Source organism: Vibrio sp. SG41-7, from assembly GCF_014164465.1.
GTDB classification, from domain to species: domain Bacteria; phylum Pseudomonadota; class Gammaproteobacteria; order Enterobacterales; family Vibrionaceae; genus Vibrio; species Vibrio splendidus.
In genome coordinates, this window is record NZ_JACJFF010000055.1 from 1 (window position 1) to 21,393 (window position 21,393).

General features: G+C 45.2%; 17 protein-coding genes. 10 read left to right on the forward strand and 7 right to left on the reverse strand.

The genetic code is table 11. The features are described 5' to 3' along the window. Positions 1–1,144 precede the first annotated feature (1,144 nt). The 4 genes from H5300_RS15065 to hemC are packed head-to-tail and all read right to left on the reverse strand — an operon-like array spanning position 1,145 to position 5,241. Positions 1,145–2,326 carry a heme biosynthesis protein HemY gene (locus H5300_RS15065; RefSeq protein WP_182796325.1) on the reverse strand — a complete coding sequence of 394 codons (1,182 nt, stop codon included), beginning with the start codon at positions 2,324–2,326 and terminating at the stop codon, positions 1,145–1,147. Then, positions 2,326–3,552, reverse strand: a complete 1,227-nt coding sequence (locus H5300_RS15070) for a uroporphyrinogen-III C-methyltransferase (RefSeq protein ID WP_182796326.1) — start codon at positions 3,550–3,552, stop codon at positions 2,326–2,328. Before H5300_RS15070 ends, H5300_RS15065 begins: the two co-directional genes overlap by 1 nt. 19 nt (positions 3,553–3,571) lie before the next feature. Further along, positions 3,572–4,300, reverse strand: coding sequence for a uroporphyrinogen-III synthase (locus H5300_RS15075; RefSeq protein WP_182796327.1), 729 nt, complete (start codon positions 4,298–4,300; stop codon positions 3,572–3,574). 2 nt (positions 4,301–4,302) lie between these two features. Then, positions 4,303–5,241: a hydroxymethylbilane synthase gene (hemC, locus tag H5300_RS15080; protein ID WP_009848205.1), complete on the reverse strand. Its 939-nt coding sequence runs from the start codon at positions 5,239–5,241 to the stop codon at positions 4,303–4,305. 344 nt (positions 5,242–5,585) lie between these two features. Between hemC and H5300_RS15085 the strand changes: the two genes are divergently transcribed. Continuing rightward, positions 5,586–8,114, forward strand: a complete 2,529-nt coding sequence (locus H5300_RS15085) for a class I adenylate cyclase (RefSeq protein ID WP_017079844.1) — start codon at positions 5,586–5,588, stop codon at positions 8,112–8,114. Between the two features lie 69 nt (positions 8,115–8,183). Here H5300_RS15085 and cyaY read toward each other — a convergent pair whose 3' ends face one another. Further along, entirely contained in the window at positions 8,184–8,498 is a 315-nt protein-coding gene (gene cyaY, locus H5300_RS15090) for an iron donor protein CyaY (RefSeq protein ID WP_004736618.1), read from the reverse strand. Between cyaY and H5300_RS15095 the strand changes: the two genes are divergently transcribed. From H5300_RS15095 to H5300_RS15130, 8 genes are all read left to right on the forward strand, one after another. Continuing rightward, positions 8,478–8,690, forward strand: a complete 213-nt coding sequence (locus H5300_RS15095; protein WP_182796328.1) for an LPS translocon maturation chaperone LptM — start codon at positions 8,478–8,480, stop codon at positions 8,688–8,690. The two genes, cyaY and H5300_RS15095, sit on opposite strands and share 21 nt — an antisense overlap. 41 nt (positions 8,691–8,731) lie before the next feature. After that, entirely contained in the window at positions 8,732–9,985 is a 1,254-nt protein-coding gene (gene lysA / locus H5300_RS15100) for a diaminopimelate decarboxylase (RefSeq protein ID WP_004736616.1), read from the forward strand. Between the two features lie 11 nt (positions 9,986–9,996). Next, complete coding sequence (dapF, locus tag H5300_RS15105; RefSeq protein WP_004736615.1) at positions 9,997–10,827, forward strand: diaminopimelate epimerase; 831 nt, start codon at positions 9,997–9,999, stop codon at positions 10,825–10,827. A gap of 44 nt (positions 10,828–10,871) precedes the next feature. Further along, positions 10,872–11,570: a DUF484 family protein gene (locus H5300_RS15110; protein WP_017090344.1), complete on the forward strand. Its 699-nt coding sequence runs from the start codon at positions 10,872–10,874 to the stop codon at positions 11,568–11,570. Continuing rightward, positions 11,539–12,471, forward strand: a complete 933-nt coding sequence (xerC, locus tag H5300_RS15115; protein WP_017084851.1) for a tyrosine recombinase XerC — start codon at positions 11,539–11,541, stop codon at positions 12,469–12,471. The genes H5300_RS15110 and xerC overlap by 32 nt, the downstream gene beginning before the upstream one ends. Positions 12,472–12,486: 15 nt before the next feature. After that, on the forward strand, positions 12,487–13,203 hold the full coding sequence (gene yigB, locus H5300_RS15120) for a 5-amino-6-(5-phospho-D-ribitylamino)uracil phosphatase YigB (protein WP_108209579.1): 717 nt from the start codon (positions 12,487–12,489) through the stop codon (positions 13,201–13,203). A gap of 170 nt (positions 13,204–13,373) precedes the next feature. Next, positions 13,374–15,872 (forward strand): EAL domain-containing protein, encoded by a 2,499-nt coding sequence (locus H5300_RS15125; RefSeq protein ID WP_182796329.1) that lies wholly within the window; start codon positions 13,374–13,376, stop codon positions 15,870–15,872. Positions 15,873–16,064: 192 nt separating this feature from the next. Beyond that, complete coding sequence (locus H5300_RS15130) at positions 16,065–18,551, forward strand: EAL domain-containing protein (RefSeq protein WP_182796336.1); 2,487 nt, start codon at positions 16,065–16,067, stop codon at positions 18,549–18,551. Between the two features lie 145 nt (positions 18,552–18,696). Here H5300_RS15130 and H5300_RS15135 read toward each other — a convergent pair whose 3' ends face one another. Both H5300_RS15135 and H5300_RS15140 read right to left on the reverse strand, forming a co-directional pair. Beyond that, positions 18,697–19,293 carry a tRNA-uridine aminocarboxypropyltransferase gene (locus H5300_RS15135; protein WP_182796330.1) on the reverse strand — a complete coding sequence of 199 codons (597 nt, stop codon included), beginning with the start codon at positions 19,291–19,293 and terminating at the stop codon, positions 18,697–18,699. 2 nt (positions 19,294–19,295) lie between these two features. Next, complete coding sequence (locus H5300_RS15140) at positions 19,296–20,840, reverse strand: COG3650 family protein (protein ID WP_182796331.1); 1,545 nt, start codon at positions 20,838–20,840, stop codon at positions 19,296–19,298. 39 nt (positions 20,841–20,879) lie between these two features. On the opposite strand from H5300_RS15140, the gene H5300_RS15145 reads away from it, so the two are divergent. Beyond that, the gene (locus H5300_RS15145; protein ID WP_017083177.1) at positions 20,880–21,347 is read left to right on the forward strand and encodes an EVE domain-containing protein; all 468 of its coding nucleotides are present in this window, start codon (positions 20,880–20,882) and stop codon (positions 21,345–21,347) included. Positions 21,348–21,393 lie beyond the last annotated feature (46 nt).

The following is a 21,393-nucleotide window of genomic DNA, read 5'->3' on the forward strand; positions in this document are numbered from 1 at the left end:
AGAATACCGGCCTGTCACGCCGGGGGTCGCGGGTTCGAGTCCCGTCCACTCCGCCACTTATTAGAAAAGCCCTGCTAGAAATAGCAGGGCTTTTTTACATCTCAAGAAAAGTGTTTTGCCCTTCGCTCGAATGACTCCCACAAAGGGTTTGCCTGAAGTTCGCAACCCCGTCCATTCCACTACTTATTAGAAAGCCTAGTCTGACGACTAGGCTTTCGTCGTTTCTGGGTTATGAGTTTTAACTCTTGGTTTTGACTTCCGTAAAAGGTTGTTTTGGTTAGTAATCGTTGAATCGACGATTGATTAGAAAGCTGTGTTAGCAATAGCCGGGGCTCTAACATGACAAATTATTTTTAATCAATAAGTTAGCAGGGGTTTTCTAAGTAGCGGTGGCTTCTTAATTACTCTGTTGAGTGATGATTAAGCCGTGCTTTAAACTTCGGAGTTTTGCTGTGTCTCAGAATTGATTTCGTCTAGAGTCTGAAACTCCGCTGCTATACATTCACTTCTTCAATCTTAAACCAATAGGTTGGTTACGGAGGTAGGCCAGATTTACGAGATCCAATACTTAGAGGTACATTACTGAAATGTAATTTTCATCCAATGATTCCAGTTGCTAAGCCCACTGTAATCTAGAGCTAATCTCTATCAAATGACAACTATTAAGAAATGTCTTTTCTTTCGGTACAAATCCAACCAAGCTATCTGATCGTTATTCCTTCAAAAATCTATATAAAGGTTGTCAGTCAGCTCAAATGGATTCTAAACAGCTTGTTTTATAATTGGCTAAAACTAGATATGGATAGACCTAAAGTATCTCTCAGTGTTTTGTAGGAAACCTTGCGGGTGATTTCATGAAGATTTAACCTCATGACTTAAAATCAGTACTTATAAAGCATTAATAGCATTTGAAAATCCATGATCAAGATGTGTGACTTATGGATTGTTACGAGCTAGGTAGGTCTTATTAAAAATGGACGGTGCTTCGGTCAGCAATAAGTTGGGTGTGGAGAAGGGATTTGGATGGAAGACTTTTACTACCATCTCTAGTGTTTGCTTATTAGTACTGAGGAAGTTATCTAAGGTAAACAGTAGATACAAAAAAGCCGATGCTAGACATCGGCTTAGTTTGAGTCGCTTTGAATTAAGCGGGCTGAACTAGAGCGAGCGCTTTACGAGAAACCTCGTGAGCTGCTTTCGTTAAGTTTTGCTTTTCTAGTGCATCAGATAGGTATCCGTAATCTGATACGTTTGAGCGAAGTGCTAGTGCTTTCTCGAAGTGGCCTTGTGCTTCCGCCCACTTCTGCTCTCTTAAGTAGAACTGAGCCAGCGCGCTGTGTGCTTCGGCATTACCACTGTCTTTACTGATTGCACGTTCTAGCATGACCACTACTGGGTGGTGATCGGCTAGATTCAACTCTGGAAGCAACATGTAGAGCTCATTTGAACCACTCTTCGCAATGTTCTCTTTGATCACTGTGAACGCTTCTGAGTCAGCTTTGCGAGCGATCAGTTGCTTCACAAAGCAAGATACGAGGTGCGAACTTTGTTTCTGCTTTCTTGAAAGCTTGTTCCAATGGCTGATTAAACCTTCGCTACCTTGTTGTTGAGCTACATCATGAAGTAATCCACATTGTGCTTTCTGTTCTAATTCACGTTGCTCATCAGCTGTTAGAAGCTTGTTCTTAACTAATTTAGGCGTTAACTCTAGTAATGGCTGCCATAACTTCAGTTGCAAGTAAGTAGCTTTTAACAAGCCAAGTACAGCAGTGTTATTAGGGTATGTGCCTTTTAGGGTTGAAAGTGTATCGAATGCAGCTTCGTAGTTTGACTCGCTGATTTGCTGTTTAGCTTTAGTTAGCTCAACCGCCAGTAGAGAGTCGTCCTGTTGGCTAGCAAGCTCGATATACTTATCTCGCTCACTTGTATTACCTTGTTCGTGTGCCGCTTGAGAAGCGACTAAATAACAAAGTAGAGGCATGTCGTGATGGTTAGCCCAACGAGTTACTTTCTTCTCCGCGCCTTTCCAGTCACCTTCAAGTAGCTTGATAATGCCTTCATTGGTATAACGACGAGAGCGCTTCAGCTTACGAACACTGAACCAATTCCAAGTTGTCGAGCTTGCGTACATAAGCTTTTTAAATAGGTACTCTAAGCCGAATAGAGCAGCTAGAAGAGCAATGACAAAAATAACCAGTGTTGTCACGCTCATCTCAATGGTCTTATTTGCTATCGAGATCAGGACATAACCTTGCTGACCTGAGAACTGGGTACCGACAACTAATCCGGCACCTAGAACGAGAAAAAGAAAAATCCAGCGAATCATTATTTCTCCTCCGTGGTCATAACGGTCACTTCACGACGTAGGCGCTCACGTATAACATCTGACAACTCATTTTGAGACTCAAGTTTTACAGGGTATTTCACAGAGATATTCTGCTCACTTAACTGTTTAATCGCCTTCTCAAATTCAATCACTGAGTTGTTATCTTGGTTTAGATACGCTTTCGACCATTCGCTCGCGGTATTAAGAGCTGCGCTATACAGTTCACCTTGTTCTTTGTAGACGGCGCGAATCGCGGTTTCTAATTTACCTTTGATGTTTTCACGCAGGTAGAAGTGCTGTTCAGGAGAGAGTAGAGGGATAACTTCGCCATCACGACTGCGGAAGGTGATGAAGTTTTCTGAGAAGTCTTTCATCGACGTCATCAGGTTGTTCTGCCAATCATTGATATCTTGCGATACCGCTTTTTTCTCAATAGCCGCAGCTTCTGGAAGAATCGCATTGGCAAGCGGCAGTGTATCGACTTGCTGTTGCAGGCTTGTGATACGCAGAACTAAGCCATCACGGTCGATCAGAGGAATAGTACGAAGCTTGGTAATGTCATTGGTCATTGATTGACGCAGTGACACTAAGCTCGGGTCATTCAGTGCTGCGATGCGTTGATCGGCACTTTCCATTAATTTGGTTGCACTAACGGCATCATGCTCTAGGAACAGTTTACGTCCTGCTAGTTTCACAAGGTAATCGGCTTCGGCAAGTAACCAGTCATTCGGTCGGCGACCTTTCACGTCAGCCACTGCTAACTGCAGGCTTTGAATGCTCTTTTGCTGTTGAGACTGCACGACCTGAGTTTTCTCCACCGCGTGTGAGGCTTCTTGGATAGTCTCTTGCTTGATGGTTTGTAGGTCTTTATTTACCGCAGATTGGGTATTTTGCAGTTGTGCTTGAAGAGTAGCGATTTGAGCCGAGTATTCAGCGCTCTTTTGCTGCATTTGAAATGCGATACCGCCACTGAAGATAATTGAAATAGCGATCGCAATAGCGCCTAGTTTGACACCGCGCTTACCTTGCTTTTCTGCTTTCTCTATTTGCTCTTTATGCTCAGCTTGAGGCTGCTCATTTTTAGCGGTATTTGAAGCAGAGGCATCAAGCTTCTGTTCAGGTTGTTTTGTCTCTGTAGAGTCAGCTTTTTCGTTTTCAACAACTACTGGCTGAGTATCTTGTTTCTTTTCAGGTTCAATATGCTCATTATTTTTTTTGCTTGTCATGCTTATTTCCTGTTTCTAGCTAGGGCCGGAGAGCAGCCAGTAATATTTGGTTCGTAGCACTGTGAGTATTGGTCACATTCGAGAAGCCGAGTTGTTGTGCTCGTTCTACAATGCGCTGGCTTGGGACAAATAGATGTCTTGTTGAAAGCCAAGCCAAATACTCATCAGGGGTAATTGAGCGGAGATACTCCAATTGTTCCTGACTAGTGATGACAACTTTGGACGTTTTTTTGTTTATCCATGTTTGATAGGTATTGTGGTCGCTAATAGGAATATATTCTCTACGGTAGGTCTCACAATAAGAGACTTGTGCACCTCGATTGAGTAAAGAATCTCGAATGAGCTCACGCCCACCATTTCCACGCAGTATCAAAATGGATTTATTATCTACGCCATTAAGTTCAGTAAGTTTGAGAAGATGTTCACTATCACTCACTTGGGGATAGTTTACTTTTTGTTTACTAACTTTGCTTAAAACGTGCGCAGTTTTTTGACCAACGCCAAGATAAAGCGGCGAAGTTGGCCAAATAGATGAAGTTTTCGAAAGGATGCTTTGGGCAGCGGTCACAGCGTGGTGACTGACTGCAATAATGATATCGCTGTTATTAAGCTGGGTGCTTAAATCCGATGAGTGTGGATTATCAACGATACGAATAAGCGGATGATGGATTGCTTGAATCCCTTCATCCGCTAGTTGTTGGCAAAGCGATTGTCCCTCTGAGCCGGGACGTGTCACCAACACTGTCATGGTTATTCTTGGTCAGCGTAGAGCTTGGTTAAGATTTCTCTCGCGCCATCATCCAGCAATTGATTTGCCAGAGTAACGCCAAGCGCTTCTGCATCTTTGCGAAGGCCAGAGATCTCACCACGAACCATTTTAGAACCATCTGGTTCGCCTACTAATGCACGTAGCCAGATATTATCGCCATCTAATAATGAGTAGCTGCCGATAGGAACCTGACAACCACCTTCTAGGGTAAGGTTCATTGCACGTTCGCAAAGTACACGATCAGCCGTGTCTTTATGATTCAGTGGTTCAAGGAGTTTAATCAGACGCTCGTCATCAAGGCGACACTCAATACCAACAGCGCCTTGGCCAACAGCAGGGAGAGACTGCTCTGGTTCGATGAAGCTACGAATACGCTCTTCTAGCTCTAGACGTTTAAGACCTGCAGCAGCGAGTACGATCGCATCGTATTGACCATCATCGAGTTTACCTAGACGAGTACCAACATTGCCGCGCAGTTCTTTGATGATGAGATCTGGGCGGTATTCTAGCAACTGACATTGACGACGCAGGCTACATGTACCCACGACAGCACCTTGTGGTAGCTCGTCGATGTTGTTGTAAGTATTTGAAACGAAAGCATCACGAGGGTCTTCACGTTCACAGATAGTTACTAGACCTAGACCTTCAGGGAAGTCGACCGGTACATCTTTCATTGAGTGAACGGCTAGGTCAGCACGACCTTCTAGCATGGCTACTTCGAGTTCTTTAACGAACAACCCTTTACCACCCACTTTAGCCAGCGGGGTATCTAGGATGATGTCACCTTTGGTCACCATAGTTACCAACTCAACCTCTAAACCAGGGTGAGCAGCTTGCAGCGCATCCCTTACAAAGTATGCCTGCCAAAGGGCAAGAGGGCTTTTTCTGGTCGCGATACGGATTGGTGCTGAATTTGTCATGGTGTTTCCGATATAGGTTCTGTAATAGGCTAATCCTACCATTGTGAGGCGAAAATTCTTACTGTTTGATCATTCCATGCTTTGATAGCTGAGGGATTTTCATGAGTTCACCAAAATAGTGTGATTGGTATCTCATTTGAAACATGGGCTATTATTAGAAATAGGTAATAAAGAGGACACTACGGCGCCGTGAGTTTAACTTTTTGTCATCAAGGCATTGGCCAGTATGACAGGTTCCTTTGCTTTACCATTAAGGGTAAAAGTGTTAAATTGATCACGTTTTGTTGCTCCTTTCGTTCAGTAACTAAACAGAAGTGCATTTAATCTCAAACCAAGGACTTACCTTGCAGGCTTACACTCAGACTTTGATTCAACGATTAGACAATCTTAATCAGCAGCGCATTGATCGTGCGTTGGCGTTGATGAATGTCCAAGGCCAGCGAGTTTTCAACCTTATTCCTGCACTACTTCACTTCAATCATCCCATGATGCCTGGTTATTATGACCAACAAGTTCCTTTTGGAATTCGTAGCTTCACGCCTAATGAATTCCAAAAGCAATTTGTCTCTGATACCGAATTAACGCTGGGTGGAAAACTCACCGAGGCTGCTGAACCGGCAATCCTGGGCTTGTACACCATGGGCAGTACTTCTTCTATTGGCCAAAGCACTTCAAGTGATCTCGATATCTGGGTGTGTGTTTCTCCGGATATGGATGGCGCATCTCGCGACAGCCTGACCAACAAATGTTTGTTGATTACCGACTGGGCTGAAACCTTAGGGGTTGAAGCTAACTTCTTCTTGATGGATGAACAGCGTTTCCGCTCAAACCATTCTGAAGAGATGACCGGTGATAACTGTGGTTCTTCACAGCACTTATTACTGCTTGATGAGTTCTATCGCTCTGCCGTTCGTTTGGCTGGCCAGCGTTTGTTGTGGCAAATAATTCCGCCAGAAATGGAAGAGTGTTACGACGAGTATGTCCAAGGCCTGTGTCAGGATGGTTATCTTGATTGCTCGCAGTGGATCGATTTCGGCAAGCTGAACCGCATCCCTGCTGAAGAGTACTTTGGTTCAAACCTATGGCAGCTCTATAAGAGTATCGACTCACCGTATAAATCGGTTTTGAAGGCGATCCTGTTAGAAGCTTATTCATGGGAATACCCAAACACCCAACTGCTGAGTATTGATACCAAGCGTCGCTTCTTCGCGGATGAACCGGATCTGTATGGCATGGATAGCTACTATCTGATGCTCGAGAAGGTAACGCGCTATCTAGAACGCATTAACGACCACACTCGATTGGACTTGGTGAGACGCTGTTTCTACCTTAAGACCCACGAGAAGTTGTCACGAGATGCGGGCATTGGTTCTGTTGCGTGGCGTCGTGAAGCCTTAACTGAGATGACTAAGTCTTGGAATTGGGGACATGAAACCATTGCTGAGCTCGATAACCGCCGTAACTGGAAGGTAGAGCAAGTTAAAGTGGTACACCATGCATTACTTGATGCCTTGATGCTGAGCTACCGCAATCTGATTCAATTTGCGCGTCGTAACGACATCACTTCGGCAATCAGCCCACAAGATATCAGTATCTTGGCTCGTAAGCTTTACGCTGCGTTTGAGGTGTTGCCGGGTAAAGTGACACTACTGAACCCACAAATCTCTCCTGATCTGCATGAACCAGACTTGAGCTTCATCGAAGTTCGTCAGGGTCAGTCGAATAAAGCCGGTTGGTACTTGTATAAGCAGCCACTGGTAGCGCATCGTATTCTTGGTCAGCCTTCTCTGGAACACCATGAGTACTTGAGTAAGTTGGTTGCTTGGTCGTTTTTTAATGGCTTGATTACCGAGTCGACGCGTTTGCACTCTGTGGTACGTGACGCTCAGATTGATATCGATAAGTTCTACCAAATGGTGAGCGACCTGCGTAATACCTTCTCTTTACGTAAGCGCCGCCCGAGTATGCAAGCTCTGGCGAGCCCGTGTGAAATAAGCCAACTGGCGATGTTCATCAACTTTGAAAGTGACCCAACTTCTGAATTAAGTGGTCGTGCGTTGAAGGTTGATCTTAAGAACGCCGATATCTTCAGTTTTGGTGAAGAAGGTAAGAGTTTAGTCGGAAGTGTTGATCTGGTTTATCGTAACTCTTGGCATGAAGTACGTACGCTTCATTTCCAAGGTGATACTGCAATGCTTGACGCGTTGAAGACGGTACTTGGTAAAATGCACCAAGATGCGTTACCGCCAGAATCGGTCGATGTGTTCTGTTACAGCAAAAACCTGCGTGGTGTGATGCGTAATATGGTGTATCAACTGCTTGCTGAGTGTATCGACTTACGATTGAAACCGATTGAGCCGGAGAAGCGCCGCCGCTTCAAGGCTATTCGTCTGGCAAACAAGATGTTTGGCCTGTTCTTTGAACGTCGTGGCGTTTCGGTGCAGATGCTGGAAAACTCGGTCGATTTCTATCGTAGTATCTCGACGAATAAGCTGAAGGGCTCACCTTTACTGATGCTCGATAAAGAGCAAGAGTATCAGCTACCAGAAGTGGTTGATGGTTTTGCGAGTGAAGGTTTAATTCAATTTTTCTTTGAGGATACCGACAAAGGTTTCAATATTTATGTATTGGACGAGTCGAATCAAGTTGAGGTGTATCACCAATACAGCGGTGAAAAAGATGAGATGATCGCGAGCGTGAATTCTTTCTACACTTCAGTAAAAGATGAGTCGAAGGTGTCATCTAAGTTGATTAATTTCAATCTACCTCAGTACTACCAAATTGTTCATCCTGAAGAAGGTCACTCTTACGTGGTGCCTTACCGTAATGATGCGACTTTAGCTTCTCGGAGCTCAAAGATAGTCAACATCTAGGCTTATTCTCGATAATTGATATTAAGAAAGGAGTGATTGATTCACTCCTTTTTGTTTTTTTACCAATAATTAGACCCAATTGATCTCTTCATCTGCGTGCTTTTCGCATTCTTCTTTGACCATCTCAAACAATTCCATACCCGTCTTTGAGCATGTCCATTTGTCATCAACTAGCTTGAAGTGAAAGCCACCAGATTTAGATGCTAACCAGATCTCACGCATTGGTTCTTGGCGGTTGATGATAATTTGGCTGCGATTTTCAAACTCCAGCGTCATCACGTTACCAGTCACTTCGTAATCAACATCTGCCTCTGATTCATCGATAGCTTCTTCGATGTTTTGCATCTGTATATCGACCAGTTGATGAAATTCCGTATCGTTCATCCTTTCTATCCTATTGCTTTTCTTGAGTGTGGTGCGATTATAGGGGGCATTGAGTCAATAATCACGATATGCAAAATGAAAAAATTAATTACCGCTCTGTTTATGGTGTCCGTTATTGGACTTTCTGGTTGTGGTCAAACGGGTCCGTTGTACGATCCTGATGAAGTTCAGCAGACTGAACAATCACAATAAGTGAAACACGCAGAAATCGTTATTTATAAGGGATAAGAACTTTGGATTACTTCAACTATCAGGAAGATGGCCAGCTTTGGGCTGAGGACGTCGCACTTTCACAACTAGCAGAGCAATATGGTACACCGCTGTATGTATATTCTCGTGCAACATTAGAACGCCACTGGAATGCGTTTGATTCGTCGGTTGGCGAGCATCCACACTTGGTGTGTTATGCCGTTAAAGCTAACTCGAACCTTGGCGTGTTGAATACTTTGGCTCGCATGGGCTCAGGTTTCGACATCGTTTCTGGCGGTGAGCTAGAGCGTGTGGTTGCTGCAGGTGGCGATCCGGCTAAAGTTGTGTTTTCTGGTGTCGGCAAAACAGCCGCTGAAATGAAGCGTGCGCTTGAGTTGAACATAAAATGTTTCAACGTAGAGTCTGAGCCAGAACTGGAGCGACTGAATAAAGTGGCTGGTGAGCTTGGTGTTAAAGCGCCGATTTCACTGCGTATCAACCCAGATGTTGATGCGAACACTCACCCTTACATTTCTACGGGTCTGCGTGATAACAAGTTCGGCATTGCCTTCGACCGTGCTCCTGCAGTTTATGCGTTTGCAAAAACACTCGATAACTTGTCTATCCACGGTATTGATTGCCACATCGGTTCCCAATTAACGGATATCGAACCTTTTATCGATGCCACTGATCGTCTGCTTGCACTGATCGACCAACTACGTGCCAATGATATCAACATCAAGCATCTTGATGTTGGTGGCGGTTTGGGCGTGGTTTACCGAGATGAATTACCACCACAACCTTCAGATTACGCGAAGGCTTTGTTGGCTCGTTTAGACAATCATTCTGATCTAGAGTTGATTTTCGAGCCTGGAAGAGCGATTGCTGCGAACGCTGGTGTATTATTAACGAAAGTTGAGTTCCTGAAGCCAACAGAGCATAAAAACTTTGCCATCATCGATGCGGCAATGAACGATCTAATGCGCCCAGCACTTTACCAAGCTTGGCAGGATATTGTGCCAGTGAGCCCGCGTCAGGGTGAAGCGGTGACTTACGATTTGGTTGGCCCTATCTGTGAGACGGGTGACTTCCTAGGTAAAGACCGTGACCTTGTTCTTGAAGAAGGCGATCTACTGGCCGTTCGTTCTGCTGGTGCTTATGGCTTCGCTATGTCATCTAACTACAACACTCGTTCGCGTGCGGCTGAAGTGATGGTTGATGGCGATAAAACTCATTTGGTTCGTCAGCGTGAAGAGCTTACGAGTCTGTGGGAACTTGAAAACATTCTTCCGGAGTAATTTTAAGCGTTATGCACTTCCACTTTTCTAAAATGCATGGTTTGGGCAATGATTTCATGGTCGTGGACTGCATTACTCAAAATATTTTCTTTTCTCCAGATTTGATCCGTCGTTTGGCGGATCGTCACACTGGTGTGGGCTTTGATCAGCTACTTGTGGTTGAGGCTCCCTATGATCCAGAAACCGACTTCCATTACCGCATATTCAATGCGGATGGCAGTGAGGTGGAGCAGTGTGGTAATGGTGCGCGTTGTTTTGCTCGATTCGTTCGCATGAAAGGCTTAACGAATAAGTACAGCATCAACGTGAGCACCAAGAAAGGTAAAATGGTTCTCAAGATTGAAGACAATGACCAGATCACTGTCAACATGGGCATTCCTGAGTTTGAACCTGGCAAAATCCCATTCAAGGCAAAGCAGCCTGAGAAGACGTATATCCTAAGAACGGATGTACATACCTTGTTCTGTGGTGCCGTAAGCATGGGTAACCCGCATGTGGTTACCGTTGTTGATGATGTCGACACTGCAGATGTGGAGACCTTAGGTCCGCTTCTTGAATCACATGAACGCTTCCCTGAGCGTGTTAATGCTGGCTTTATGCAAGTGATTAACCGTGAAGAGGTTCGCTTGCGTGTTTATGAACGCGGTGCGGGTGAAACTCAGGCGTGTGGCAGCGGTGCATGTGGCGCGGTTGCGGTTGGTATCAATCAAGGTTTGCTGGCTGAGAACGTGAAAGTTCGTCTACCTGGTGGTGATTTGCAGATTAGTTGGCAAGGTCCGGGTAAACCTCTGTTTATGACTGGTCCTGCAACCCATGTGTTTGATGGTCAACTTTCTTGCTAATAAACATTCATAACCAATAGATTCATAAAAATAAAGGATAGGTTTTGTCTTACGTTCAAGCCGACGCACTCACCGCAGAAGTGGTCGCGGAATATTTACGTGATAACCCAGATTTTTTCCAAGACAGGAAAGGTTTGGTTGATCGCCTTGCTATCAATAATGTTGAGCAGGGCGCTGTTTCTCTGGTGGAGGTTCAGCTTAAACGCCAACGCCACCGAATCGAAGAGCTAGAGGAAGAAATCACTGGCTTGATGTCGTTGGCAGCGAATAACGATAAAACCTTCTATGAATTTATGGATCTGCAAGCTCACGTGCTGAAATGCAGTGACTTTATGCAGGTTATCAAGGCTGTTGAACAAAAAGCGTTAGATTTAGGGTTGAAGGCTCATGTACGAATTCTCTCACAACCTGGCTTTTATAAGCTGAGTGAAGAGCGCTATTCGAAGTTTTCGCTCAACCATTTCAATGGTAAAGATGCTTATCTAGGGCGCTTGAGAAAAGCCGACAGACACGATTTGTTTGGTGATTTCCAAGTTCCAGAGCTAGGCTCTTATGTAGTACTACCACTTGCTAAGCAGTCTCCATTGGGTTTGCTTGCCTTTTCTAGTGAAGATGGCGGACATTTCCAACCTCATATGGATACGCTATTTTTACGCCATTTAGCACTTGTTGTGTCTCATTTGGCGGACACCTTACCTTGGCAGATAAATAATGAGCCTAGAGCCCAAAATACCTCTTCCTAACAGCCTTCAAAAGCCACTTTCTCGCTTCTATGAATATCTCAGAAGCGAGAAGGGACTCAGCCTACACACCCAACGTAATTACAAACAACAACTTGAAACTATGGCCGCTCATTTGGTCACACTTGGACTGAAAGATTGGGGCCAAGTAGACGCAGCGTGGGTAAGACAACTTGCCAGTAAAGGCATGCGTGAAGGAATGAAAGCGAGCAGTATTGCGACGCGCTTATCTTCATTACGCAGCTTCTTTGATTTCCTTGTGTTACGTGGCGAAATGACTGCAAACCCAGCCAAAGGGGTTTCTGCACCTCGCAAACAACGTCCTTTACCTAAAAATCTCGATGTCGATGAAGTCGGACAGTTGCTTGACGTGAATGAAGACGACCCATTATCGATTCGTGATCGAGCGATGATGGAGGTGATGTATGGTGCAGGTTTACGTCTCGCTGAACTGGTTGGCATCAATCTTAAAGATGTGCTGGGCCGGCAAGGCGAAATCCGAGTGATTGGTAAGGGCGACAAAGAACGCAAAGCGCCGTTTTCAGGACTGGCTAAAGAGTGGGTCGATAAATGGCTCAAAGTGCGCGGTGATCTTGCTTCTCCGGGAGAAAAGGCCCTGTTTGTGTCCAAGTTAGGGACCCGGATCTCTCATCGCAGTGTGCAAAAGCGCATGGAAGAGTGGGGTAAGAAGCAATCCGTCGCGAGTCATATTAGCCCGCATAAACTGCGTCACTCCTTTGCAACTCACGTGCTTGAATCGAGCCAGAATCTTCGTGCTGTCCAAGAGTTGTTGGGGCATGAAAACATCTCGACAACCCAAATTTATACTCACTTGGACTTCCAACACTTAGCTCAAGCGTACGATGAGGCTCACCCTCGAGCACGTAAGAAGAATAAAGATTAGATTAAAGGTTTTACTATGCGAATTTATCGAGGGTTGAAGCCCATCAAAGCCATGACCTTTGACTTGGATGACACCCTGTATGACAACTGGCCTGTAATCATGAAGGTAGAAAAAGAGATGGCGCAGTGGCTTTACCAAAAGCACCCAGTGTCGGCTTCTTTATCGCTTGAAAAGTGGCAGGACATTAAGCAGCAAGTCGCCTCTGAAAACCCAGCTTTAAAGCATGATGTTACCGTTTGGCGTGAAACACAGATTAAGAGTGGCTTACTGCAGTTGGGCTACTCTCAGCAGCAAGCTGAACAGGCAGCTCGTGAGGGGATAGAACATGCTTTGTGGTTGCGCAATCAAGTCGATGTTCCTCAAGAAACGCATCGAGTGATGGCAGAACTTAGCCAACGCATTCCTTTGGTTGCGATTACCAATGGCAATGTCGATCCACATAAAATTGGTTTAGGGCAGTATTTTCAACGAATTCTTAAAGCTGGCCCAAACGGTAGAGCAAAACCCTACCCAGATATGTTTGATAAAGCGCAGCAATACTTAGATGTTGATGCCATCAACATTCTTCATGTCGGCGATCATCTTAGAACGGATGTTTACGGAGCTAAGCAAAATGGCTTCCAAGCATGCTGGTTTAATGACATTGGTTCCAATTTATACCTCTCTTCGAAGGCGAGTGTGCTGCCTGATGTTGAAATAGAGCAACTTAGCGATCTTATGCGACTAATTTAAAGGCTTCTGTAAGCTTATTGTGTCGCATTTATGATATTGAATTGTTACATTAGTCGCAATTAAATGCCTGTTTAGGCTAGGATAATTGGCGACTACTTTTTATCGATTCATTTCAGTCATAGCAGTGGTTGCGGGTTCTTCACTTCACTCTATTTCGATCAAGGGTTGGCATGCAAACATTTACATTTCTCGCAAATACTGAGGAGCTATTTAAATCTCAATTTGATCAGCGAGAGTGGTGTGACAGCAAACAATATCTTATTCAACTTTTCTCTGCCCAATCTTCTGATGTGGCTCGTCGAATCGCGAGTGTTGCTCTCAATCGCCTAAGCAATGCCACCTTAATTGGCCAGAGTGCTCGTCATGTTATCTGTGACAATTGTCTTGAGAGTAGTTGTACCTTAATCATTATCAGTGAGTTTAATGAAACCCGTTTAACCTCCGCGGTTCAGCCTTTTACAGGTAACCCAAACCAAGACAGCCAAGAGCTCGCTTCTCAACTAGATCTCTCGAAAGATGCCAAAACGGTCATCAGCCTATGTGATCAGGTTGAAGGTCGTGATTACCCTATCTATAGCGCCTTTGAAAACCTACCCTATACATTGCCTGTTGCTGGTGGCTTGTGTCATGAGAATGAATACGGGCGTTGGGTTATGCATAACGAACAGACCTACCAACACGCTTGCGTGGCGGTGGCTCTGACTAACCCCAGATTGAAGGTTTGGTCAGATGCCTATTCTGAGTGGAACCCGATAGGGATGAAGCTGCGAGTGACTCACGCAGTGGGTAACCGTTTATATGCGTTGAATGACAAGCCGGCTATCGACGTATTCAAACATTACCTTGCTGATGGTAAAGATCTCCCTTTCAGTCAGTTGATGAGCTTTCCGCTTTATCGAGAGCTTGGCAGAAAGAAGGGCATATCGACACCGCTGCGCATTAATGATGATGGCAGTATCGAGTTTGATAGTCCTTGGCATGTCGGCGAAGAGGCACAGTTTTGTTATAACCATCCTTCTTTGACCGCAGAAAAAGTGCGTCACGGCGCTGAGATGCTTGCCATGCATCAGCCGGAATCGGTGATCATCTATAACTGCGTCTCTCGACTTGAATTCATCGACAGTAAACTTGAACTCAAGCCATTTGAGGGGATAGTAAATGCGTGCGGCGCATACTGCATGGGTGAGCTATACCGCAACGACGATCGCCAAGAGATACTGCATCACAGCCTCACCTATATTGCGATGAGAGAGTCGGACGAGATTAATGAGTTTCGTTGTGAAGATTTCCAGCGTGACTCAACGGTATCGCCACTGCTTAATCTCGTCAGAAATGCGGTGGCTGATCTCGACAGTATGAACACGCAGATGGAGAAAAAACTTCATCAACAGGCGCGCCGTTTAACCGAAAGTTACCGCATTGATTCTCGCACCGGGCTACCCAACCGTATCGTATTAAAAGAGCGCCTCAATACGATTCTCTTCAGTGAGCACTTACTGACGTTAAAGCTGACTAATTTCCATCAAGTTAACGAGAAATATGGTTACCAAGTGGGTGACCAGCTGTTACTTGATCTGTCTAATCATTTTGTCGAGCGATTACACCTTAGTGTGGCTAAGGAAGCTCAGGTGAAAGTAGAGCTGTTCAGCATTGGTGTCGGCGAATGGGCGATCATTTTTAACGCCAATGTTGGCTGCGATAAAATAGAGCAACGTTTCGTTGAATTTGCTGATGATATTGAGCACATCAATTTTGAGCCGTATGGCTTGGCTGATATTGATTATCTGTCAGTTTCTCTGTGTGGCGGCTTCGCTAGTCGTTGCGATTTCCTAACCGATAGTGGTGATGAGATCTTATTGAAAGCGATCGAAGCTCGACGTTATGGGGTCAGGAATAACACTCACATCACCAATGCTAAAGACATTCAGGTGAGTGAAGAAGATCGCAAAGAGCAGCTCGGCTGGCTGAGCTGTGTAAGTCGTGCGATTTTAGATCAGAACATCATCACTTATTCCCAGCCAATTGTGGCGTCCGGTACTCACGAAATGATTGGCCAAGAGTGCTTGGTCAGAATCATGGAGTCAGACGGTACCATTGTGCCACCAGGTAAGTTCTTACCTATCATTGCCGACACTCACCTTTACACTCGCCTCAGCCGACACATGATTAAGAACACCATAGGTTATATGGCGGATAAGCAAAGCCCATTTTCTATCAACCTATCCCCACAAGATTTGTTGAGCGACAAGACGCTTGAGGTACTCGAGACCGCCATCTGTGCTATGAACGATCCCACTCGACTTGGCCTAGAGGTTCTCGAGTCTGAGCAGATTAAAGATTACGGTCGCATGATTGAGGTGTGTGATCACTTCCGTGCTCTCGGGGCGAGAATCATTGTTGATGATTTTGGGTCTGGCTATTCCAATATTGATGAGATCATTAAGCTTGAGCCGCAGATTATCAAGCTCGACGGTAGTCTGATTCGCAACATCGACAAAGACCAAAAGCAAAGAAATATTGCCTCTCAGTTGGTTCGCTTATGTCAGGTGTTTAATGCGCAAACCGTCGCTGAATTTGTCCATAACCAACAGGTTTGTGAGATAGCAGAGCAAATGGGTGTCGATTATCTGCAAGGTTATTACTTTGGTGAACCTAAGCGACTGTTTTAGTTGTTAAAGCTTTCCGTATCCTATTGTGACTTGCTTTAAAAAGTGTTCCGCCGCTATTGGTGACTGTTTTGGGTGGAATCAATGATGTCTAACTAACGTCACATTATTTATAAGACGATCGTAAGTATTCCGTGCAAGCCTTATCTATAATAAGCACAATAACCAATCATTAACGTAACGATTAATGTGAATATGCAATCGACCTCTCTCCTGATACAAGATATAGAGCAAACCCAGCGTGAATTGCAAAAGATAGATTTTCATCAACATGAAGACCTACTGATTCAGGTGTTTTCTTCTTTCGAGAAAGGTTCGGTTTTGGCTGCCTGCCAAGTGATTCAAGCGACTTTCCCTAATGCTAGGCTGATTGGCTGTAGTGCAAACCACTACATCAGCCAAGGTGTCATCCTGCATCAAGGTCTCTATCTTATTGTCACTCGCTTCGATGCGACCTCTTATACTTGTGGCGTTGTCGAATACAGCAAGCAACCACTATTCGATAGTCAATCGATGTGGCAGCAGCTTGAGTGCAATACCAATACTCAAAGTATCATCTGTTTCGCGGATCGCTTGCAGATAAACAACCGCGACTTATTTTCAGCGTTTGAACAATCGAGATATTCATTACCGATCTGCGGAGGTGCATCGACCATCACAGATAATGGGCGATGGGTAATGCTAGATGGCATTTGCTATGAGAATGCCTATGTGATGTTGGCGCTGCACAGCGTTGAGCTCGCAACCACCAAGGGTTATTACACCGAGTGGAATCCTATTGGCCGCACCTTCCGTGTTACTGGTGCTCAAGATAACCGGTTAGCTGAATTGGATGGTATGCCTGTTCGCGATCTTTATAATCGCTACCTTGCTGATGGCCTCGAAGTACCTTTCGAGCAACTGCATAATTTCCCCTTGATGGTCGGTGACCCGAAAGAGCAAAACATTCACTTGCCACTCAAGGTGAGAGAATGTGGAGAGATAGAATTTAGTGGTCATTTTCAGATTGGTGATGAGGTCAGGTTTTGTTACGACCATCCTTCACTGACCTTGGAGCAGATCCGACTCGGTGTTCAACAGATTGCCTCTCATAAACCGGAGCAGTTTTTTATCTACAACTGCACCTCTCGTATCGATTTTATTGATGGTAACCAAGAAGTAGAAGTCTTCCAGAAGCTCGCAGACACCTATGGTGTGTACTGCATGGGAGAGCTCTATCAAGAGCGTGGCCAACAACGAATCCTGCATCATAGCCTCACGTATCTCGCGCTTAGAGAAGGTGAAGGCAAGGCTGTACAGCCATTAGAGACACAACCCGCGACCAATATATCACCTTTGTTTTCATTGATTCGAAATGCACTGCTTGATGTTGATGACATGAACAACAGCATGGCGAGTAAGATTCAGCAACAAGCCACCGCATTAACGGCGAGCTACCGAATTGATCGTCGCACTGGGCTACCCAATAGAAGTGTACTGCGTGAGAAGCTGTCACAAATGAGCTCTGACAGTCATTTGTTGGCTTTGAAGGTCACCACATTTGGTCAAATCAATGAGAAGTATGGTTATCGAGTAGGTGACAAACTTCTGCATGATCTGAGTGATTACTTTCAGAAAGCGCTGTGGCAGTTTTTTGATGAGGGTTGCCAGCTCTACAGTATTGGTATTGGTATTGGTGAGTGGGCGGTGGTGTTTAATAGTTGGGCCAGCCAAGAACACATTCATCAGCGTTTCTCTGAATTTTCAGACCAAACCGAGCATGTCAATTTTGAGCCGATGGGGCTACCCGATATCGATTATCTTTCGGTTTCAATCTGTGCGGGTGTCGCGAGTCGTCGAGATTTTCCTGCGACCTCGATTGATGACTTGTTACTGAAAGCGATTGAAGCTCGACGCAGTGCGGTGAGCCAGAATAAACATCTGGTGAGTGCCAAGACGTTAATTCAATTGGAGAAGCATCGCCAAGAGCAACTCGGCTGGCTGTCGTGTGTGAGCCGCGCAGTGCTCAATCAAAATATTGTTGCGTGCTCTCAACCTATTGTATTGGCGCATAGCCATCAGGTAGAAAGCTATGAGTGCTTAGTTCGAATTGAAGAGGATGGTCAGTTGATTGCGCCGGGTAAGTTCTTGCCAATCATTGAGGGAACTCATCTCTATACGCGTTTAAGTCGCCAGATGATAACGCGCACCTTCGATTTTATGAGTCAGCGAACCGATTCGTTCTCAATTAACTTGGCGCCACAAGATTTTAGCAATGAGAAAACCATTCTTCACCTTGAGCAAGCCATCAAAAAAATCAGTCACCCACAACGTATTGGCTTAGAGGTGTTAGAAACGGAACAAATTCAGGATTACGGTCGCTTGATCGAGGTGTGTAATCACTTCCGAGATCTTGGTGTGAATATTATTGTCGATGACTTTGGTTCAGGCTATTCGAACATTGATGAGATCTTGAAACTGGAACCACAAGTGATAAAGCTTGATGGCAGTTTAATTCGCAATATCGATAAGGATAAAAAGCAACGCAAAATAGCCCAACAGCTGGTGAGCTTATGTCAGATTCTGAATGCTAAGACGGTGGCGGAGTTCGTACATAATGAACAGGTGTGTCGAATCGCAGAAGACATGGGCGTCGATTACCTGCAAGGGTATTACTTTGGTCAACCTCAGCGTTTGTTTTGATGGAGCGAGCGTTTCACGTGAAACACTGGTTGGTTCAATAACGAAAGTACAATGTAAAAAGGGTGAGCTTATGGCTCACCCTTTTGTTTTTAGTATCGGTCCCGTCCTGAAATGTGTTTATTGCCCTCTCGCGCACCTGCTTGATCTATTTGAGGGCGTGGCCACATTTGTCGGCATGGAATACTTTAAGATACTGTTGGTAGTAGTCATTAATCAGTTTGGCAGATTCGCTTTCACCTAAAGATTTGAGTAACTCAATACCCACTTCGCAAGTACACAGATGGCCACTGTCTTGATTGCGGCGCAAGGTGTAAGAGGATTCGCTGGTGATGTCGAGGTGAACTTGTGGGACAGCTTGTAACCACGAGCTCTTGTTAAGCATCTTCTTCGCTTCTTGCCATGTGCCATCCAAGATGATGAATAGCGGTTTTCGACTCATGGCTTGGGTCATTACTGCTTGCTGACACTCGATGCTTTGATCACTCGGGAACAAAAGAAACGGTTGTCGTGTTTCATCTTCAAGCAGCGCCATTAGCTCGGCTGGTGGTGCTTTCCTTTGCCACACAATGAACTGACACTGCTCAAGGGATTGCTGAAGCAACTTTCCGGTGTTGGTGTCTCGCGACAGTTCATTCTCATGAGTCAGTAGTACAAGTTCGGTTTGGCTTTCAACCGTCGGTATTAGATGACAAACGCACTGGTGAGTGAAGCCACAACCATGGCAAGCTTGTTGGTTACTCATCTTTACAGCTTAACTCCACTTTGTGCAGGTGATACACCATCAGCAAACAAAACCACGTCGCTGATATCAGCATCATCTGCAACTGGAGCGACACTTGGGTTGAGTGGGTAGCTCACACCTGAATATGACAATGTGTGCTTCGCTGGTGTTGCACCGCCGCCGCTGACATTGAAGATCAGATCTTGCCAGCCGTGGTTTTGCGATTTACCTAAGCGTATATCGCCCTTAACCAGTGTCACTCGGCTATTGAAGCGCCAGTTATCTTGATGATTTTCAAAAATAAGCAGTGTACAGCCACCAGAGCCACACCAATCGAGCTGGGCAAACAGTTCTTCTTTACCATCGCCATTTAAGTCGTAGGTTAACCAGCGGTACTTAGTATTGTCTGGTGAGGTGTTATTGATCTTAAAGTATTCGCGGATCGCTTGGTCGACTTTTTGATCAAGTTGATCGCTGGAGTTCACCTGCTTTGCGGTTAGATCAACGTTAGCGGTGGTGTTGACTTGCGTTTGTGTATTCTTAGCTTCGAATAGCACCAGACCGCCATTGGCAATCGGGTAGACAACGTTGCCCACTTTCTCTTTTTCAGCGACCAGCTTGCCGCTATCGAGCGTGAAGATGCGCTCGGAGATTAAATACTGTTGCTGGTGGCGAGTCATAACCACTTGTACCTGATTTTGGTTCAGTTGCTGCCAGAAGCCTTGTTCAACAATAGAAGGGTCTCCATTGCTGTACGAGTATGTCGTAATGGCGCTGTGGTCATCGTTGAGCTCAAGGTTGATAGAGAATCCAGTGTTCTGCGTTGAGCTAGCGAAGTAGAGTCCGCTCCAGTCCAATGTTGGATCTTGGTTAGAGACCGTTGCACAGCCATTATAGTTACTGTTATTGAGGTTAAGCTTGGCATGCCATCCATAGATAGAATCGCTCATGCCGTCGCTGCAACTCTCTTTTGTAAGGTTGAGTTTGCCTTGCGCTGCTTTACCTTCTAATTGGTAATCACGATTGCTTGGTGTGGTGCGGCTTGATTCAATATCGAGGATCTGTGGCTGTTCGCCCATCTTAGTGTATTTGATCTGGTCTTTATCGAAGCTTGCTGACCAGAAGGGTTCATTGCCGAATACACGTGTTGAACGCAGGGGTTGGTCACAACGATCAGGGTTTTCTGCGGTGAGGATATTCACTTGATCAACCACGAAACGTGCCGTGAAATCTGCGTTATAACCTGTTTGGCTCGGTACGGTTAGATGACCAATCAGCTCGCCGTATAAGGCTTGGTAAGGTCTCGTTGAGAGCCCTTGTGCTTCTAATGCGAGTTCTGGCGTTAAATCTAACCAGTATTGTTGTTGGCTACCGCAAGGAGTGAAGGTTCGGCTTTCGTGGCCAACCACAACCTGACCACGCATGATGAAGGTTTGCGGTTGAATGCTCAGTGGCTCATCCAAGGTTGCTGGTGGTAGTTCTGGCTTTTGGGGGGCATCTGGCGCTGTGACACAGCCTTGTAGAGCGAATGCGACTAGCCATGTCACTGGGTTTTTTATTACCTTCATGTTATATCTTCCTCGGAGCAACCGTTAATTGGATTTATTATGGCATATTGGTTATTTAAAACAGAACCCGACACCTTCTCTATTCAGACTCTGAGAGTACAAAAAAACTCTTGTTGGGAGGGTGTACGCAACTATCAGGCTCGAAACATGATGCGCGATGACGTTAAGCTTGGAGACCTGGTGATGATATACCATTCATCATGTAAGAAAGTTGGCGTAGCGGGGATCGCTAAAGTAACCAGAGAAGCCTACCCAGACCATTTTCAATTCGATCCAGAAAGTGATTACTACGATGCCAAGTCTTCGCCAGACAACCCGCGTTGGATAATGGTGGATGTCGAGTTTGTGCGAGTGACTGAGCGCTTAATTCCTTTGGCAACGCTTAAAGCGATGCCTGAGCTAGCAGAAATGCCGTTGGTTAAACGGGGCAATCGCTTATCCATCATGCCAGTTACAGAGCAAGAGTGGCAGGCGATCTTAAGCAAAGAAGTGCTAGGTTCTCGTTAGCGTTAGAGAGAGCTTTTTACGTAAGGTTCAAAAAAGGCAGCCATTG

Coding starts and splice junctions, on each gene's coding strand:
- H5300_RS15125 (WP_182796329.1), top strand. CDS start 13,374: ATGCAAACATTTACATTTCTCGCAAATACTGAGGAGCTATTTAAATCT.
- H5300_RS15135 (WP_182796330.1), bottom strand. CDS start 19,293: ATGAGTAACCAACAAGCTTGCCATGGTTGTGGCTTCACTCACCAGTGC.
- H5300_RS15070 (WP_182796326.1), bottom strand. CDS start 3,552: ATGACAAGCAAAAAAAATAATGAGCATATTGAACCTGAAAAGAAACAA.
- yigB (WP_108209579.1), top strand. CDS start 12,487: ATGCGAATTTATCGAGGGTTGAAGCCCATCAAAGCCATGACCTTTGAC.
- H5300_RS15065 (WP_182796325.1), bottom strand. CDS start 2,326: ATGATTCGCTGGATTTTTCTTTTTCTCGTTCTAGGTGCCGGATTAGTT.
- H5300_RS15075 (WP_182796327.1), bottom strand. CDS start 4,300: ATGACAGTGTTGGTGACACGTCCCGGCTCAGAGGGACAATCGCTTTGC.
- xerC (WP_017084851.1), top strand. CDS start 11,539: ATGAGCCTAGAGCCCAAAATACCTCTTCCTAACAGCCTTCAAAAGCCA.
- cyaY (WP_004736618.1), bottom strand. CDS start 8,498: ATGAACGATACGGAATTTCATCAACTGGTCGATATACAGATGCAAAAC.
- hemC (WP_009848205.1), bottom strand. CDS start 5,241: ATGACAAATTCAGCACCAATCCGTATCGCGACCAGAAAAAGCCCTCTT.
- H5300_RS15140 (WP_182796331.1), bottom strand. CDS start 20,840: ATGAAGGTAATAAAAAACCCAGTGACATGGCTAGTCGCATTCGCTCTA.
- dapF (WP_004736615.1), top strand. CDS start 9,997: ATGCACTTCCACTTTTCTAAAATGCATGGTTTGGGCAATGATTTCATG.
- H5300_RS15130 (WP_182796336.1), top strand. CDS start 16,065: ATGCAATCGACCTCTCTCCTGATACAAGATATAGAGCAAACCCAGCGT.
- H5300_RS15095 (WP_182796328.1), top strand. CDS start 8,478: ATGAAATTCCGTATCGTTCATCCTTTCTATCCTATTGCTTTTCTTGAG.
- H5300_RS15145 (WP_017083177.1), top strand. CDS start 20,880: ATGGCATATTGGTTATTTAAAACAGAACCCGACACCTTCTCTATTCAG.